The 16,725-nt window shown below is 60.4% G+C and carries 17 protein-coding genes; 14 read left to right on the top strand and 3 right to left on the bottom strand.

Features of this window, described 5'->3' with window-relative positions; translation table 11 throughout:
- Positions 1–39 precede the first annotated feature (39 nt).
- The 11 genes from PH552_RS23830 to PH552_RS23780 all read left to right on the top strand — a co-directional run bounded on the left by PH552_RS23830 (position 40) and on the right by PH552_RS23780 (position 11,513).
- Positions 40–1,536 (top strand): CoA-acylating methylmalonate-semialdehyde dehydrogenase, encoded by a 1,497-nt coding sequence (locus PH552_RS23830; RefSeq protein WP_112344348.1) that lies wholly within the window; start codon positions 40–42, stop codon positions 1,534–1,536.
- Between the two features lie 143 nt (positions 1,537–1,679).
- Positions 1,680–2,027, top strand: coding sequence for a VOC family protein (locus tag PH552_RS23825; protein WP_112344411.1), 348 nt, complete (start codon positions 1,680–1,682; stop codon positions 2,025–2,027).
- Between the two features lie 227 nt (positions 2,028–2,254).
- Positions 2,255–3,316: a YjgN family protein gene (locus PH552_RS23820; protein ID WP_112344349.1), complete on the top strand. Its 1,062-nt coding sequence runs from the start codon at positions 2,255–2,257 to the stop codon at positions 3,314–3,316.
- The gene (locus PH552_RS23815) at positions 3,306–4,391 is read left to right on the top strand and encodes a M48 family metallopeptidase (protein WP_162737040.1); all 1,086 of its coding nucleotides are present in this window, start codon (positions 3,306–3,308) and stop codon (positions 4,389–4,391) included. Before PH552_RS23820 ends, PH552_RS23815 begins: the two co-directional genes overlap by 11 nt.
- Before the next feature lie 117 nt (positions 4,392–4,508).
- Entirely contained in the window at positions 4,509–4,997 is a 489-nt protein-coding gene (rirA, locus tag PH552_RS23810) for an iron-responsive transcriptional regulator RirA (RefSeq protein WP_112344350.1), read from the top strand.
- A gap of 339 nt (positions 4,998–5,336) precedes the next feature.
- On the top strand, positions 5,337–6,932 hold the full coding sequence (locus PH552_RS23805) for an ABC transporter substrate-binding protein (protein ID WP_113250976.1): 1,596 nt from the start codon (positions 5,337–5,339) through the stop codon (positions 6,930–6,932).
- Between the two features lie 89 nt (positions 6,933–7,021).
- Entirely contained in the window at positions 7,022–8,026 is a 1,005-nt protein-coding gene (locus PH552_RS23800; protein WP_112344352.1) for an ABC transporter permease subunit, read from the top strand.
- Positions 8,027–8,036: 10 nt separating this feature from the next.
- The gene (locus PH552_RS23795; RefSeq protein WP_112344353.1) at positions 8,037–8,945 is read left to right on the top strand and encodes an ABC transporter permease subunit; all 909 of its coding nucleotides are present in this window, start codon (positions 8,037–8,039) and stop codon (positions 8,943–8,945) included.
- The gene (locus PH552_RS23790; RefSeq protein ID WP_112344354.1) at positions 8,945–9,961 is read left to right on the top strand and encodes an ABC transporter ATP-binding protein; all 1,017 of its coding nucleotides are present in this window, start codon (positions 8,945–8,947) and stop codon (positions 9,959–9,961) included. Before PH552_RS23795 ends, PH552_RS23790 begins: the two co-directional genes overlap by 1 nt.
- The gene (locus PH552_RS23785; protein ID WP_112344355.1) at positions 9,958–10,911 is read left to right on the top strand and encodes a peptide ABC transporter ATP-binding protein; all 954 of its coding nucleotides are present in this window, start codon (positions 9,958–9,960) and stop codon (positions 10,909–10,911) included. The genes PH552_RS23790 and PH552_RS23785 overlap by 4 nt, the downstream gene beginning before the upstream one ends.
- A 74-nt stretch (positions 10,912–10,985) precedes the next feature.
- The gene (locus PH552_RS23780) at positions 10,986–11,513 is read left to right on the top strand and encodes a gluconokinase (protein WP_113250975.1); all 528 of its coding nucleotides are present in this window, start codon (positions 10,986–10,988) and stop codon (positions 11,511–11,513) included.
- A gap of 9 nt (positions 11,514–11,522) precedes the next feature.
- Here PH552_RS23780 and PH552_RS23775 read toward each other — a convergent pair whose 3' ends face one another.
- The 3 genes from PH552_RS23775 to PH552_RS23765 form a co-directional block, all read right to left on the bottom strand.
- The gene (locus tag PH552_RS23775; RefSeq protein WP_112344357.1) at positions 11,523–12,770 is read right to left on the bottom strand and encodes an NAD(P)/FAD-dependent oxidoreductase; all 1,248 of its coding nucleotides are present in this window, start codon (positions 12,768–12,770) and stop codon (positions 11,523–11,525) included.
- Positions 12,771–12,901: 131 nt separating this feature from the next.
- Complete coding sequence (locus tag PH552_RS23770; protein ID WP_112344358.1) at positions 12,902–13,399, bottom strand: isoprenylcysteine carboxyl methyltransferase family protein; 498 nt, start codon at positions 13,397–13,399, stop codon at positions 12,902–12,904.
- Complete coding sequence (locus PH552_RS23765; RefSeq protein ID WP_112344359.1) at positions 13,399–14,451, bottom strand: type III polyketide synthase; 1,053 nt, start codon at positions 14,449–14,451, stop codon at positions 13,399–13,401. Before PH552_RS23765 ends, PH552_RS23770 begins: the two co-directional genes overlap by 1 nt.
- A 198-nt stretch (positions 14,452–14,649) precedes the next feature.
- On the opposite strand from PH552_RS23765, the gene PH552_RS23760 reads away from it, so the two are divergent.
- From PH552_RS23760 to PH552_RS23750, 3 genes are all read left to right on the top strand, one after another.
- Entirely contained in the window at positions 14,650–15,192 is a 543-nt protein-coding gene (locus PH552_RS23760) for a tetratricopeptide repeat protein (protein WP_112344360.1), read from the top strand.
- Between the two features lie 62 nt (positions 15,193–15,254).
- Positions 15,255–15,899 (top strand): RNA polymerase sigma factor, encoded by a 645-nt coding sequence (locus PH552_RS23755; RefSeq protein ID WP_112344413.1) that lies wholly within the window; start codon positions 15,255–15,257, stop codon positions 15,897–15,899.
- Positions 15,892–16,695, top strand: coding sequence for an anti-sigma factor family protein (locus PH552_RS23750; RefSeq protein WP_245430447.1), 804 nt, complete (start codon positions 15,892–15,894; stop codon positions 16,693–16,695). Before PH552_RS23755 ends, PH552_RS23750 begins: the two co-directional genes overlap by 8 nt.
- The last annotated feature ends 30 nt before the right edge of the window (positions 16,696–16,725 follow it).

Here is a 16,725-nt window from a genome sequence, read left to right as displayed (position 1 = left end):
CGATCCTGTCAGCATCGAAGAAAACGAGGAGGCACATCCATGCGTGAGATCGGTCATTTCATCGGCGGCAAGCATGTCGCCGGCACGAGCGGGCGCATCAGCAAGGTCTGCAACCCGGCAACCGGCGAAATGCAGGCGACCGTCGCGCTCGCCAGTGTCGAGGAAATCCGCGCCGCGGTTGAGAATGCCAAGGCCGCGCAGCCCAAATGGGCGGCTACCAATCCGCAGCGCCGCGCACGCGTCTTCTTCAAATTCGTCGAGCTGCTGAACAAGAACATGGATGAGCTCGCCACGCTTCTTTCCAAGGAGCACGGCAAGACGGTCGAAGATTCCAAGGGCGATATTGTTCGCGGCCTGGAAGTCTGCGAATTCGTCTGCGGCATCCCGCATCTGCAGAAGGGTGAGTTTACCGAAGGCGCCGGCCCGGCGATCGACATGTACTCCATCCGCCAGCCGGTCGGCGTCGGCGCGGGCATCACGCCGTTCAACTTCCCGGCGATGATCCCGATGTGGATGTTTGCGCCAGCGATCGCCTGCGGCAATGCCTTCATCCTGAAGCCGTCCGAGCGCGATCCGTCCGTGCCGCTCCGCCTGGCCGAACTGATGATCGAAGCCGGCCTGCCGGCAGGCATCCTCAACGTCGTCAATGGTGACAAGGCCGCGGTAGACGCCATCCTGACAGATCCGGATATCGCTGCCGTTTCCTTCGTCGGCTCCACGCCGATCGCCCGCTACGTCTATGGCACCGCCGCCATGAACGGCAAGCGCGCCCAGTGCTTCGGCGGCGCCAAGAACCACATGATCATCATGCCTGACGCCGATATGGACCAGGCCGTCAACGCCCTGATGGGCGCCGGCTACGGTTCGGCCGGCGAGCGCTGCATGGCGGTATCGGTTGCGGTTCCGGTCGGCGAAGACACGGCCAACCGTCTCGTCGAGAAGCTGGTGCCGAAGATCGAATCCCTGCGCATCGGCCCTTATACCGATGACAAGGCCGACATGGGCCCGCTCGTCACCAAGGATGCCTATAACCGCGTCAACGGCCTGATCGATCGCGGCGTCGAAGAAGGCGCCAAGCTGGTCGTCGACGGCCGCGGCTTCAAGCTGCAGGGCTATGAAGATGGCTATTTCGTCGGCGGCACGCTGTTCGACCATGTCAAGCCCGAGATGGACATCTACAAGACCGAGATCTTCGGACCGGTTCTCTCGGTCGTCCGCGCCAAGAATTACGAAGAAGCGCTCGACCTGCCGATGAAGCACGAATACGGCAACGGCGTCGCCATCTATACCCGCGACGGTGATGCGGCCCGCGATTTCGCCTCGCGCATCAACATAGGCATGATCGGCGTCAACGTTCCGATCCCGGTTCCGCTCGCCTATCACTCCTTTGGCGGCTGGAAGGCCTCGAGCTTCGGCGATCTCAACCAGCACGGCACGGACTCGATCAAGTTCTGGACGCGCACGAAGACGATCACCGCCCGCTGGCCGTCCGGCATCAAGGATGGCGCCGAATTCGTCATGCCGACGATGAAGTAAGTATCGCCACCATTGGTATTATCGGCCGCCGCCCGGCACGTTTCGGGCGGCGGTTTTTTGTTGCACCCGTTTTCGATAGAGTGATCTTGTCTGTGTCATCGTTTTGGTCTAGAACAAAACGAGAACAATTGGAGGGCCGCACTGTGCCTGTGACCTATCAGATCGACTATCTCGAATTTCCATCGAAAGACGGCCTGAAAACCCGGCGCTTCTTCGAGGAAGCCTTCGATTGGAGTTTTGTCAGCTATGGGCCGACCTATCATGTCATCGAGGCGGCCGGTATAGATGCCGGCATAGACGGGGACGCGGGGGAGGCCGCCGGCACGCCCTTGCCCGTCGTGCGCGCCACCGATCTGGAAGCGGCCCAGCGCGCCGTCGAATTCGCCGGTGGCGTCATCACCCGGCCCGCCTTTGATTTCCCAGGCGGCCGCCGATTCCATTTTCGCGAGCCGGGCGGCTGCGAAATGGCGGTCTGGGTTGCGACGCCCTGAGCATCCAAGTCGGCATGTCATTCAGGTTGCATCTGCCTGAGCTGGTTGCTCTTTCGCGGGCCGAATGCCGCCGGCTGATATTTTTCCATTGATCGGCGCTCGATTTCCTGCTTTCAAGTGCAACGGTAAGGCGAGTTGTGTGTGGCGCAACACACCTCCGGGCTGATCGTGTTCATATGGCATGCTTCCGGGGAACGCTCGTCCTCTTGTGGGGTGGGGACTACTGTATGGCAGTTGTTGAGCAAAGCTATCCGTTGGACGGAAGGCCCTTTTTCCAGAGGGCTTCCTTTACGGGCAACGCCTCCGAATATTTCGGCATCTGGATCGTCAATATTCTGCTGACGATTGTTACGCTGGGTATTTATTCGGCCTGGGCGAAGGTACGCCGGAACCGGTATTTCTATGGGAACACGGTCCTGCTGGGACATAGTTTCGAATATCACGCCAGGGGCAAGCAGATACTGATTGGACGGTTGATCGTTTTCGGCCTTTTGATCGTGCTGAACATATTTTCACATGTGGCGCCGTTGGCAGTCTTGGCAATCTGGCCTGTCATGCTGGTGATATTTCCATGGTTTCTCATGCGTGGCCTTCGCTTCAACGCGCGCGTGACGAGCTATCGCAATGTGCGCTTCGATTTCGTCGGGACCTATGGCGGTGCATTCAAGGCGATCTTTTTGGGCGCTCTTATAACGGTGATATCGCTCGGGCTATTGTCTCCGATCGCAAGCCGCTGGTTCTACAAATATATCTTCGATAATCTGCGCTATGGTGATCGACCGTTCTCGACCGAGCCGCCACTGGGTGCGCTCTATAGGGCTTTCGGAGGCATGATCGCAATTGCCATCGGCGGAGGCTTAGTGCTCGGCTTTGTTGCCGCCATTGGTCTCCACGGCCTTGTGGCAAATTCAGCCGGTGCCGGCCTCAGTTCGGCTCATGTGGGAGCTGCCGCTGGCCTGCTCGCATATATATTTGCCGGCCTCTACTATCGGGCGTCGATCCGCAACATCGTCTGGTCGGCGGCTACGATTGATGGCCGCCATCAGCTCCGCAGCAATCTTGGTCGCCGGCAATATATTTGGGTCGTGATTGTCAATACGGTGCTGACGCTTATAACGCTGGGCTTGATGCGCCCATGGGCTGCGGTGCAGATGCAGCGCTTCTTGGCGGAGCACACAGCGATCAGTGTCGATGGCGAAATCGGCGTCGTGTTCGACCAGATCCGCTCGACCGGAAGCGCGATCAGCGCGGAATATCTCGATGTTGATGGATTCGACTTTGGCTTCTGATCCGAAGACGATCGCGACGGGCGTTTGGCATCCGCCGCATTCCAGCCGGGAGGTTCCGTCCCGGCTGATGGATATCGGCGGGTCGCTCATTGTGATCTCATCTGAAGAGGATACGGAAGATAAGCGGCTTGCCTGGGGTATCCGGTCGGATATCGAAGTGAGCCAGCGTGTCGGCTCCATTCCGCGTCGCATCACGTTCGGGAATGAATCGGTTTTTGAAACCCGTGATAATGATGCCGTCGATGCTTACCTGTGGAGCCGAGGCGAGGGACGCAGTGGTTTCATTCATGGGCTTGAGAGCGTTCGGCCGCGGCTGGTCGCCTTTGCTTTTGCGACGATCATCCTTGCTTCGGTCATTTATCGCTATGCCCTGCCGGTCCTGGTGGAGGTTGCGGTGCTGATGACGCCGCCCGTGATGCCGGAGATGATGTCGGCAGGGACGCTGAAGACATTGGACCAGGTGACCTTCGGCCCCAGCAAGCTGCCGGCGGCACAGCAGACGGAAATTCGCGATGATTTCGCCACGATAGCCGCAAACGCGGAAGGTGGTGCCAGCCGCTACCATCTGAATTTCCGCGATGGCGGCCTCATCGGTCCGAACGCCTTCGCGCTGCCGGACGGAAACCTCGTTCTGACCGATCAACTGGTCGAACTCGCCGGCGGCGACAAGGAAGTGATGACTGCCGTACTCGGCCATGAGATCGGTCACGTCGAATATAAGCACAGCCTGCGCCAGCTTTACCGCGCGGCGGGTGTTGCAGGTCTCGTGCTGTTGATAGCCGGCGACGTAGGCTCCGGCATTCAGGATCTATTGACCCAAGGGGGCGGCCTGCTTGCGCTTTCCTATTCTCGCGAGGCCGAGGCTCAGGCCGATCGCCGCTCTGTGGAGCTGATGCAGGCGGCGGGCATGGATCCGACGGCCCTCTCACGCTTCTTCGATATCCTCGAAACGAAACTTGGCGATCATGGCAACACCAGCATGCTCTCAACCCATCCGGGGACACCCGAGCGCAAGCAGGCAATCCTTGATTACGCCAGGGAGCTGAAGGAGAAGGGGGCGAAGCCGAACGGGTGAGGAGCTCAGGTTTCGAATAACGTGAATATGAATTTCATATTTTGGAATTGTTCAAAACTAAGAAAGCCACTATATACGGGTCCAGCCCCTAAGCAGCCTTGATTCCAGGAGATCGGCATGCGTTTGACGAAACAGACCAATTACGCGGTGCGCATGCTGATGTATTGTGCCGCCAATGAAGGCCATCTGAGCCGCATCCCGGAGATTGCCAGGGCCTATAGCGTGTCCGAGCTGTTTCTCTTCAAGATCCTGCAGCCGCTGACGAAGGCGGGTCTTGTCGAAACCGTGCGTGGCCGCAATGGTGGCGTGCGTCTTGGCAAGCCCGCGACCGATATCAGCCTTTTCGACGTGGTTCGCGTTACCGAAGACAGTTTCGCCATGGCGGAATGTTTCGAAGATGGCGTGGTGGAATGTCCGCTGGTCGATAGCTGCGGTCTCAATTCCGCACTGCGCAAGGCGCTGAACGCCTTCTTCGATGTTTTGACCGAATATTCCATCGATGATCTGGTCAAGGCCCGGCCGCAGATCAACTTCCTTCTCGGCCTGACCGATGCGGATCACAAGGCGATCGCCAAGAAGCCTGCGATCTCGGCGCCGGCTGCCTGATCACTCGTCCGAGTTCGATTGATTTTGTCCGCAGCTGCCGCCGGTAGCTGCGGATTTTCGTTTATATTGCCTCCTATACGGGCAATAAACGGTTAGCGAAGTGCGGACGGAAAACATCAAATCATTCTGAATATGCTAAAACCGTGCAAAATTTTGCCAGAATATTACCAATTCAAAGGCATTTTCGTCCAAAAATTTCCAAACTCTGCAAATTGGAAAAATTTTAGGCGGCGCTTGTTGCTTTCAAACTTAAAATAAAGTTCCATCGGCGCGATCCGGATGGGAACCTCTGGTGGTGTCCACGGCTTCAGAAGAATAACAAACCTGGGAAACGATATCATGAAAAAGATTTCTGTCCTGCTGGCAGTGACAGCCTTGACTTCTGTCATGGCGACGTCCGCCTGGTCGAAAACGCTTGTCTATTGCTCGGAAGGTTCGCCGGAAGGTTTCGATCCCGGCATCTATACCGCCGGCACCACATTTGATGCTTCCTCGCGTGCGGTTTATAGCCGTCTCGTCGAATTCAAGCACGGCAGCACCGAGATCGAACCCGGCCTCGCCGAAAGCTGGACCGTTTCCCCCGACGGCAAGGAATACACCTTCAAGCTTCGCAAGGGCGTGAAGTTCCAGACGACCGATTTCTTCACCCCGACGCGTGATCTCAATGCCGACGACGTCATTTTCTCGATCGGCCGTCAGCTCGGTACGGACAATCCGTGGGCCAAGTATGTTGCCGGCGGTTCCTATGAATATGCCGACGGCATGGGCTTCCCGAAGCTCATCAAGTCGATCGACAAGGTCGATGACCTCACCGTCAAGTTCGTCCTGAACCGTCCGGAAGCGCCGTTCCTTGCCGACCTCGCCATGGACTTCGCCTCGATCCTGTCGAAGGAATATGCAGACAAGCTGCAGGCCGACAAGAAGATGGAGCAGATGAACCAGCAGCCGCTCGGCACCGGCGCGTTCACCTTCGTCGCCTACCAGCCGGATGCCGTCATCCGCTACAAGGCAAACGAGACCTACTTCAAGGGCAAGGAAAAGATCGACGATCTCGTCTTCGCGATCACGCCGGATGCATCCGTCCGCGCGCAGAAGCTGAAGTCCGGCGAATGTAACCTCATGCCTTACCCGAACGCAGCCGACATCAAGGACCTGAAGGCTCACAAGAACCTCAAGGTTCTCGAACAGGCCGGCCTGAACGTTTCCTACCTCGCCTACAACACGCTCGTTGCGCCGTTCGACAAGGTCGAAGTTCGCAAGGCGATCAACATGGCCGTCAACAAGCAGGCCATCGTCGACGCCGTCTTCCAGGGCTCCGGCAAGGTTGCGACCAACCCGATCCCGCCGACCATGTGGTCCTACAACAAGGACGTGAAGGACGACGCCTACAATCCGGAAGAAGCCAAGAAGCTGCTTGAAAAGGCTGGCGTCAAGGATCTCAGCATGAAGATCTGGGCAATGCCGGTTTCGCGTCCGTACATGCTGAACGCGCGCCGTGCCGCCGAACTCATGCAGGCAGACCTCGCCAAGATCGGCGTCAAGGTCGAGATCGTCACCTATGACTGGGCTCAGTACCTGAAGCTCTCCTCCGCCAAGGACCGCGATGGCGCGGCCATCCTCGGCTGGACCGGTGACAATGGCGATCCGGACAACTTCCTTGACACGCTGCTCGGCTGCGATGCTGTCGGCGGCAACAACCGCGCGCAGTGGTGCAACAAGGAATTCGACGATCTCGTGAAGAAGGCCAAGCAGACCGCCGACGTGAAGGAGCGCACCAAGCTCTACGAACAGGCTCAGGTCGTCTTCAAGCGCGAAGCTCCCTGGATGACCATCGACCATTCGGAAGAGTTCATCCCGATGACGAAGAATGTCTCCGGCTACTTCCAGGATCCGGTCGGCGTTCATCGCTTCGACGGCGTCGATATCGCCGAATAACGAAAAATCTGTGAGAATGCCCGGCTAAGACCGGGCGACCCGGCGGTCAGACACCCTGTCTGACCGCCGGAAAAATTTGGACATCTGCCATGTTGCGATTTCTTCTCAGCCGGCTAGCGGTGCTGATCCCGACATTCCTCGGCGTATCGATCGTCGCCTTCTCCTTCATCCGCCTGCTTCCCGGCGATCCTGTCATGCTGCTGTCGGGCGAACGCGTTATGTCGCCGGAACGCCATGCGCAGATATCCCACGATCTCGGCTACGACCAGCCGATGATCGTTCAGTACGGCCGATATATCTGGAACGCCCTGCATGGCGACCTCGGTACCTCGATCACCACCAAGCGCGACGTACTGACCGACTTCCTGACCTTCTTCCCGGCAACGCTCGAACTGTCGATCTGCGCCATGATCCTCGCGATCTGTCTTGGCATTCCGGCCGGCGTCTTCGCCGCCGTCAAACGCGGCACATGGTTCGATCAAAGCGTCATGGGCGTGGCTCTTGTCGGCTATTCCATGCCGATCTTCTGGTGGGGCCTGCTGCTGATCATCGTCTTCAACGGCTATCTGCATTGGACACCGGTTTCCGGCCGCATCGGCCTCATCTATTTCTTCAAGCCGATTACCGGCTTCATGCTGATCGACAGCCTTCTGTCCGGTCAGAAGGGCGCCTTCTGGTCCGCTTTGAATTCGCTGATCCTGCCGACCATCGTGCTCGGCACCATTCCGCTCGCCGTCATCGCGCGCCAGACGCGCTCCGCCATGCTGGAGGTGCTGGGCGAGGATTATGTGCGCACGGCCCGTTCCAAGGGTCTGTCGCCGCTGCGCGTCGTTTCAGTACATGCGTTGCGCAATGCGATGATCCCCGTCGTCACCACGATCGGCCTGCAGGTCGGCGTGCTGCTCGGCGGCGCTATCCTCACGGAAAGCATCTTCTCCTGGCCGGGCATCGGCAAATGGATGATCGACGCCGTCTTCAAGCGCGACTATCCGGTCGTGCAGGGTGGCCTGTTGCTGATCGCCGGCATCGTCATGCTCGTCAATCTTGCTGTCGACCTGCTCTACGGCTTCGTCAATCCACGCATTCGTCACTAGGAGCGGCCCCATGAGCACGGTTAGCGTCAAAACGGTTAGTGTCAAATCCGACCGTCCTTCCGCTCTTGCGGAGTTCTGGTATTACTTCTCTCGCAACAAGGGCGCCGTCATCGGCCTCGCGATCTTCCTCTTCGTCCTGTTTCTGGCAATCTTTGCCGGCCTCGTGGCGCCTCACAATCCCGATGCCGCTTACGGCAGCGACATGCAGCGCCTGCCGCCAGCCTGGGCGGAAGGCAGCAACAGCAGCTTCCTGCTCGGCACCGATGCCAATGGTCGCGATCTTCTGTCGCGCCTCATCTACGGCACGCGGTTCTCGCTGTTCATCGGCTTGGTCGTCGCTTCACTTTCGGCCATCGCCGGCATCCTGATCGGCCTTGTCGCCGGCTATGTTCGTGGCCGCACCGATACGATCATCATGCGTATCATGGACATCATTCTTGCCATCCCGTCATTGCTGCTTGCCCTGGTGCTGGTGGCAATCCTCGGCCCAGGCCTGACCAATGCGATGATTGCGATCTCCATCGTCAACCAGCCACATTTCGTTCGTCTCACGCGGGCATCCGTCATGTCCGAGCGCGACAAGGAATATGTCATCGCTTCACGTGTTGCCGGCGCCGGTCCGCTGCGGCTGATGTTCAAGACGATCCTGCCGAATTGCCTTGGTCCCCTGATCGTGCAGGCGACGCTCGCCTTCTCGGCCGCCATTCTCGATGCCGCAGCCCTCGGCTTCCTAGGCCAGGGCGCGCAGCCGCCGACGCCGGAATGGGGCACGATGCTCGCGGATTCGCGTGAATTCTTCCAGAGCAACCCTTGGCTCGTTACTTTCCCCGGTCTCTGCATCCTGATCACGGTGCTCGCCATCAATCTGATGGGCGACGGCCTGCGCGATGCGTTCGACCCGAAGCTGAAGAGGTCGTAATGGCACTCCTCGATATTGAAAACCTCTCCGTTGAATTCCAGACATCGTCGGGCCTGTTCCGGGCGGTCGATGGCGTTTCGCTCACCTGCGACAAGGGAGAAATCCTGTCGATCGTCGGTGAATCCGGTTCCGGGAAGTCGGTCTCCATGCTCGCCATGATGGGGCTTCTGCCCTGGACGGCGAAGATCACCGCCGACCGCATGATGTTCGATGGCAAGGATCTGCGCGGCATCTCCTCGCGCCAGCGCCGCAAGATCATCGGCAAGGACATGGCGATGATCTTCCAGGAGCCCATGTCGAGCCTCAATCCGTGCTTCACGGTCGGCTTCCAACTCGGCGAGACCTTGCGCATCCACATGGGGCTCGACCGCAAGGCGCGTCGCGAGCGCGCGATCGAGCTTCTGAATCTGGTCGGCATTCCCGCGCCCGAGGATCGGCTGTCGAACTTCCCGCATCAGATGTCCGGCGGCATGAGCCAGCGCGTCATGATCGCCATGGCGCTTGCCTGCAATCCGAAGCTTTTGATCGCCGATGAGCCCACGACCGCGCTTGACGTGACGATCCAGGCGCAGATCCTCGATCTGCTCGTGCGCCTGCAGCGGGAGCAGGGCATGGCGCTCGTGCTCATCACCCATGACATGGGCGTCGTTGCCGAAACGGCAGAGCGCGTGCAGGTGCAGTATGCCGGCCAAAAGGTCGAGGAGCAGCCCGTCAAGGAGCTGTTCCGCGATCCGCATCATCCCTATACGGCAGCCCTTCTATCGGCTCTGCCGGAGCGTGCCGAAGTCGGCGAGCGCCTGCCGTCGATTGCCGGTGTGGTTCCTGGCCAGCATGATCGTCCCAGAGGCTGTCTCTTTGCGCCCCGTTGCTCCTTCGCAACGCCGGAATGCGACAAGGGCGTCAAGCGTCAGGGCGCCGAACTCGGCCTGACCCTTTGCAACTATCCGCTGGAACATGGCAAGCCGCTCGGCCATCCCGGCATTGCCCCCACGCAAAAAGCAGGAGGTGCCGCATGACCGGCGCTGTTCTCGAAGGGCGCGATCTCGCCCGGTTCTACACCGTCAAGCGCGGCAGCTTCAAACCGGAGGCGACCGTCAAGGCATTGAACGGCGTCAGCTTCAGCCTGCAGTCGGGGCGCACGCTTGCGGTCGTGGGCGAATCCGGCTGCGGCAAGTCGACGCTTGCCCGGCTGGTGACGATGATCGAAAATCCGACGGCTGGTGAGCTGCTGATCGACGGCAAGCCCGCCAAGCTCGGCGACCGTAGCCTGCGCAGTGCCGTGCAGATCGTATTCCAGAACCCTTATGGCTCGCTCAATCCGCGCCAGAAGGTCGGCTCCATCCTGGAGGAGCCACTGAAGATCAACACCGACGACGATGCCGCCACCCGCCGCCGCAAGGCGGAGGAAATGATGGCGCGCGTCGGCCTTCGGCCCGAGCACTACGATCGCTACCCGCATATGTTCTCCGGCGGCCAGCGCCAGCGTATCGCCATTGCACGCGCCCTCATGCTGCGGCCGAAGGTGCTTGTGCTCGACGAACCGGTCTCAGCGCTCGATCTGTCGATCCAGGCGCAGGTTCTGAACCTTTTGATGGACCTGCAGAAGGAGATGGGGCTTGCCTATCTCTTCATCTCGCATGGCCTCTCCGTCGTGCGCCATATCGCCGACGACGTGATGGTGATGTATCTCGGCCGCCCGGTCGAAACCGGCACGGCGGAAGAAGTCTTCAACAGGCCGCGCCATCCCTACACCGCAGCCCTTCTGTCGGCGACGCCGATCGCCGATCCGGAGCGCGAGAAGAACCGCATCCGCCTGCAGGGCGAGCTGCCGTCGCCGCTCAATCCGCCGAAGGGATGCCACTTCAACCCGCGTTGCTGGCGTGCCCAGGACAAATGCCGGCAGGTCGAACCGGAACTGGCGGGCGAGGGAACGCATAAATTTTCCTGTTTCTTTCCGCTGGATTGATCCAAGTTGTGAGTCGGGCACGGCTGGCGAGACCGGTCGTGCCCGGTTCAAGTCAATCATTCCGGACAGGCCTTATGCGCGATAATCAAGACATTCCCCTTGCCATCATCGTCATGGGTGTCAGCGGCAGCGGCAAATCCTCGATCGGCGAGGGTGTCGCGGCCAAGCTTGGCATCCATTTCATCGAAGGCGATGCGCTGCATCCGGCCGCCAATGTCGAGAAGATGAGCAAGGGCATTCCGCTGACCGATGAGGATCGCTGGCCCTGGCTGGAAAAGATCGGCCAGGAAATATCGGCAAGCCTTGCGAAAGGCGAAGGCGTTGTCGTTACCTGCTCGGCGCTGAAGCGCGTCTATCGCGAACGCCTGCGGGCGTCTGCCGGCGGCCATCTCTATTTCATCTATCTCGCAGGCTCGAAGGAGCTGCTGACGAAGCGCATGGGCGAGCGCAAGGGGCATTTCATGCCGACGTCATTGCTCGAAAGCCAGCTGCAGACGCTGGAAGTGCCGACCGGCGAAGCCGGTGTCGTGACTGTCGATATCGACGATACGATCGAAGGCATTGTCGAAGCTTCCGTCAAAAGCCTCCGGACAATCCTCTAAGCCAAAGGCTCAAGGGGCAAATCGGTCCGGCGCATAGGCGGAAATATCGATGAAGGGCTTCTCGCCGGTGATGAGTTCGGCGAGCACGCGGCCCGTCACCGGCCCGAGCGTTAGTCCGTGATGCGCGTGGCCGAAGGCGAACCACAGACCATTGTGGCGCGGGGCCTTGCCGATAATCGGCATCATGTCGGGCGTACAGGGGCGGGCGCCCATCCAGGGTTCCGGGTCCAGTCGTTCGCCAAGCGGGAAGGTGGCACGCGCGACGGCCTCGGCGCGATCGAGCTGGACCGGTGTCTTGGGTGCATCGCGCAGGGCGAATTCGGCACCGGTTGTCAACCGGATGCCGCGGCTCATCGGCGCCAGCAGATAGCCGCGCTCGGCATCGAGTGTCCAGTTGTTGAGGACGGCGTTGCCCTCGGTGGCGTAATGCATGTGGTAGCCGCGCTTGACGCCGAGCGGGAAGGCATAGCCGAAGCGTTTCGTCACGATATCGGCCCACGGGCCGAGTGCGACGACGACATCCTCCGCCTCGATCGATCCTTCCGCCGTCACCATTCGCCAGCCTGAGCCGGCCATTCCGAGCGAGACGGCATCCCCGGTCGTCACGCGGCCGCCAATGCTTTCGAAATATCGCCGATAGGCTGCTGTCAGCCCGTGCGGGTCGAGCACTGACCAGGGATCGCGCCAGCGCAGGGCGCCGGCAAAGCTGCCCCTCAGATGCGGCTCCGCTGCTGCGACCTCCGGACCGCTCAAAGCGTCGTAGCCGATCCCGAATTCGCGGTTTAGGCGCTCGGCCTCGGCAAATTCCGCGTCACGCTTCTCGTTCGAACGGAACAGTTCCACCCAGCCGTTCTTGCGAATGAGCTCCTCTGCATGCGAGGCTTCGATGAGATCGTTATGCTCGCTGACGGAATGTTCGATCAGCGGCGCGTAGGCGCGCGAAATCATCTCATGGCGTTTCGTATTGGAATTCCACCAATAGCGGGCGAGGAAGGCGATCTGCGCCGGCAGGGCGCGCAGATGATAATGGGCGTCGATGCGATTGTTGAAAGCATAGCGCAGCAGCAGGCCGAATTGCTGCGGAAAGCCGTAGGGCACCACGCCCTCGCGCTGGATGAGGCCGGCATTGCCGAAGGATGTTCCCTGGCCCGGCGGCTGGCGGTCGACGAGGACGACTTGCCGTCCCCGCCGCTGCAGATGGATTGCCGTCGAAACACCGACGATGCCCGCACCGAGAACGATTGCGTCCTTTGTCATCTTATCCTGCTATCCGCATGCCTATTGCATTGCCGCGCGACCTTCAAAGGCAGTGAATGCCAGTGCCCGGCGCGCGATCTAAGCATCGAAAATGCCTGCCAAATTTCAGCGGCGCAATTGAAAAATGCGGGTCAGGCCGCACTCTGTTTCAGGCAGGCGTTTTCGGCGCGGATGCGGATGGCGAGAATGATGCCGTTCAGCAGCGAAAAGATTGCGGCAAAGACAGGCAAACCGAAGGCGAGGGGCAGTACTGCGATCTCGCCGATGACGATCGCATAGTTCGGATGGCTGAGGAAGCGATAGGGTCCGCTGGTCACGAGAGCGGCGCCCGGCAATATGATGATGCGCGTCGTCCATCGTCCCTTCAACGTCGCCAGCACCCAGATACGCAGTCCCTGCAACAGCATGAAGAGCAGGAACCAGCCGGGATCGATTGGCCGGCCGATGGCGAACAACCAAAGCCCGATCAGCCAGGCCGCATGCAGCGCCACCATGAAGGGATAGTGTTCCGAGGCATATTCCCTGGCGCCGCGGGCAAGCAGGGCGGCGGTATTGTGCCTTGCATAGATGAGTTCCGCCAGACGCTGCAGCGTCACGAAGGTCAGAAGCGCGATCGATAGCCACAGCATCAGGCGGCCCTCTTCAAGGTGATGCAGCTTGCCGAGAAGCCGGGACCCATGGCGAGCAATGCCGAGCGGGACGGAAGTCCGGCCGCGATCATGCGCTCCAGCACGAAGAGCACGGTGGGGGAGGACATATTGCCATAGTCGCCGATCACCTCGCGCTCGATATCGAGCGATCCCTCTTGGAGGCCGAGCGCCTTTTCGAGCGCTATCAGCACCTTGGCTCCGCCGGGATGGCAGATGAAGCGGTCGATATCCGAGATCAAAAGCCGCGATCGCTCCAGAATGCCGGCAACCGCACCCCTCAGATGTGTTTCGGCAAAGACCGGCAGCGATTGCTCCAGCACGATGCCGAAGCCGGTATCGTCGATCTTCCAGCCCATGATGCCGAGGCTGTCGGGAAAGAGATGTTCGCCCGTCGATTCGATCTCCGCGATGCCGCTTTCGCCGGCCCGCAGCACGCAGGCCGCCGCTCCATCGCCGAACAGCGCCGTGGCAATGATGTTGGGCCGCGTCAGCTCGTCCAGGCGGAAGGCGAGCGAGCAGAGTTCGATCGCGATGAAGAGCACGACGGCGCCCGGCCGACTTCTTGCCATCTTCGTCGCGACGGCAAGGCCGGATACGCCGGCTGCGCAACCGAGCCCGAAGATCGGCACGCGTTCGATATCGCCGCGGAAGCCCATCTCGCCGGCGAGCCGAGCCTCAAGGCTCGGCGTTGCAAGCCCGGTGGACGAGGCCGTGACGACGCAGTCGACCTCCCTGGCTTCAAGGCCGGCGCGTTGCAGCGCCGCAGTCGCTGTCCGGCGGAAAAGTTCGGAGGCCACCTCCGCATAGGCGGCCATGCGGTCCTGCCAGCCATGCGGCTGTTCGAACCAGGAAAGCGGCCGCGCCAGATGGCGCTGGCGAATGCCGGTGCTCTCAAACACGCGGGCGAGATATTTGAAATCCTGAAAGCGATCCGAGAACAGACGGCTCGCCGTCTCGGCGGCTTCCGTTTGAGGGATGATGTTGTCGGGTGTTGCTACGGCGAGGCTTAGAAGTTTGATGCTATCGGTCACGGGTTTCTCCTGTGCCCTTGAGGGGCATGTGGTGGAAACACGCAATGGCGACGGTCTATTCGATGCCGGAACAGTCACGAAAGAGTGACGGCGCTCGGCCCCAGGGATGATCAGAAAAAAATTCGCGCGCCCTCCGAATAAAATGTCCGGACGGTGTGTTCTCTCCTCGCAACGTTCATTTTGCCAAGGAGACAGTTCATGACGACCAAAGCATTTCGCCTGGCTTCCATCGCCCTCGGTGCAGGCCTGACCCTCGGCGCTTTCGCCGTTCCGGTTTTTGCGGCCGGCGACGATTCCAGCACGACGCCGACCTGCAAGAAGGGTGAGATCTACGATCAGAAGGCGAAGAAATGCGTCAAGCAGCAGAGCGCCAACGTCACCGATGAAAACCGCGCCGACTATGCCTATTCGCTGGCCAAGAAGGATCATCGCTACGAAGAAGCCCTGGCGGTTCTGGACACGATGAAGAACCCGAATACGGCCGAGGCGCTGAACTATCGCGGCTATGCCACCCGTAAGCTCGGACGCACGGACGAGGGCATTTCCTACTACCAGAAGTCCGTCGCCATGGACCCGAAGTACACGCTGGTTCGCGAGTATCTCGGTGAAGCCTACGTCATCAAGGGCCAGATGGATCTCGCCAAGGACCAACTGAGCACGATCAAGACGCTCTGCGGCAATACGAGCTGCGAGGAATATCGCGATCTTCATGCCGCGATCCTGAATCCGTCCAGCCTGTAACGGCGGGCCTGGGTCAACGATGAAGACGGTAAGCAGGGAGCTTTGCGAGAAATATGGGAGTGATGCCGGTCGCTCGTAGCGCAATTTCTGCTTATAGTCCGACAGTTGCGAGGCCGCCGAAAAGGTCGGCGGCTTCCGGACATGCGAATGCGGCGGAGGATGTCATAGCGAGCGAAGAGGATATCAGGACGGGCCTGTCCCAGCATTTGACGCGGCTATGGCGCTATGGCGTAGTGCTGTCGCGTCAGCGGGACGTGGCCGACGATCTCGTTCAGGCGACCTGCGTCAGGGCTCTGGAGCGGGCCGCTCAGTTCACATCGGGCACACGGCTCGATCGCTGGCTGTTCGCCATCCTCCATTCGATATGGCTGAACGAGGTCCGCTCGCGCCGTGTGCGAATGGGGCAAGGCTTCGTCGATGCCGACGAAACGTTGGTTTTCGACGGCGCGCAGGAAACCGAAACGCATATTTTGGCTGGGCAGGTATTGCAGCGCGTGCAGGCATTGCCGGAGGCGCAGCGCACCGCGGTATTTCTCGCCTATGTCGAGGGGCTTTCCTATCGTGAAGTGGCCGAGATTCTGGAGGTGCCGATCGGAACGGTCATGAGCCGGCTGGCGGCGGCGCGGGCAAAACTCGCTGATGGCATGGGGATGGTGGCTGACGGAAAATCTTCCGGAGGTGGGCGACTGGGGAATGGAAATGAGTGAATTGGATAAAGGACAGATGCCCTCGGACGAGCAGCTCACCGCCTTCATCGATGGCGAGCTGGATGCCGCCGAGCGCGAGCGGATCGAACGATTGATCGCCGACGACGAGCGTGTTGCCGAGCGTTTCGACTTCCTGTCCCGCAGCACGCTGCCCTTCAGGGCAGCGTTCGAGCCAATGCTTGCCGAGGCACCGGCTGCGAAGCTGGAGGCCATGCTTGCGGCTATTCCTCCAGCAAAGGAGAGCAAGGCGCGGGCTTCCGGCATCGGTCGCCGTGGTTTCCTGGCCGCTGTTGCCGCGAGCTTCGTCGCCGCCATTGCCGTCGACCGCGCCGTGATCGGCCTTGGCCATCGGCTTTCGAAGCCGGATGAAGAGACCGAGTGGCGTGCCGTGGTCGCGGAATATCTTTCGCTCTATACGGCGGATACGCTCAGCGCCCCGGCCGGCGACCGTATGCAACAGGTCGCGCAATTGAATGAGGTCGGTGCCAAGCTGGGCTTGTCTTTGGCGCCGGAAGCCGTGGCGATGCCGGGCGTCGAATTCAAGCGCGCCCAAATCCTGAATTACGACAGCAAGCCGCTGGCCCAAATCGCCTATCTCGATCCGGAAAGCGGCCCCATGGCGCTTTGCATCGTCCAATCCGCCAGGGGTGCGGCCGCGCCGGACATGGAAAATCGCAAGGGCATGAATGTCGTCTACTGGTCGAGCCCCAGCCATGCCTTCATGCTGATCGGCCATGCGCCGATCGATCGCATGCAGCAACTTGCGGCTGATGTCCGGGCACACCTGGTCGCCTGAGAGCTGTTCCGCGCGCGGCTAAATTGGCGC

Origin of the sequence: Rhizobium aureum (assembly GCF_030182495.1) — a bacterium.
GTDB classification, from domain to species: Bacteria; Pseudomonadota; Alphaproteobacteria; order Rhizobiales; family Rhizobiaceae; genus Rhizobium; species Rhizobium tropici_C.
This window is presented reverse-complemented; position numbering and strand designations above follow the sequence as displayed.